Source organism: Sandarakinorhabdus oryzae (assembly GCF_009733735.1).
GTDB classification, from domain to species: Bacteria; Pseudomonadota; Alphaproteobacteria; order Sphingomonadales; family Sphingomonadaceae; genus Sandarakinorhabdus; species Sandarakinorhabdus oryzae.
Genome location: NZ_WNJP01000419.1, coordinates 1 through 543, shown reverse-complemented (window position 1 = coordinate 543; position 543 = coordinate 1). Strand labels below are relative to the sequence as shown.

Here is a 543-nt window from a genome sequence, read left to right as displayed (position 1 = left end):
CCTGAATGGTCTCGTAGGCATTGCCGATGCAATGGTTGGACGTGGCGCAGGCCGACGAGATCGAATAGTTGACGCCCTTGATCTTGAACCAGGTCGCCAGTGTCGCGGACGCTGTCGACGACATGGCCTTGGGGACGGCAAACGGGCCGACGCGTTTCGGTCCCTTGGTGCGGGTGATGTCGGCGGCGTCGACGATGGCGCGCGCGGACGGGCCGCCCGAACCCATGATGATGCCGGTGCGCGGATTGACGATATCGGACTCTTCGAGGCCCGCATCGCGGATCGCCTGCTCCATCGCAACGTGATTCCACGCAGCGCCCTCGCCGAGAAAACGCATTGCACGACGATCGACCACATCCGCAGGGTTCAGAGACGGCCTGCCGAAAACCTGCGACCGGAAACCAAGCTTGGCATAATCTTCCGAATGAGTGATGCCCGGCTTGGCTTCATACAGACTCGCAAGCACTTCCTGAGTGTTGTTTCCGATGGAAGAGACAATGCCCATCCCCGTGACCACAACCCGCCTCATGATACCTCGCCTTT

At 60.8% G+C, this 543-nt stretch carries 1 protein-coding gene; it reads right to left on the bottom strand.

Translation table 11 applies throughout. The features are described from left to right. Positions 1 to 529: beta-ketoacyl synthase N-terminal-like domain-containing protein (locus GJ693_RS16635; RefSeq protein WP_268893166.1), on the bottom strand; the 529-nt coding region annotated here is incomplete at its 3' end. Positions 530 to 543 lie beyond the last annotated feature (14 nt).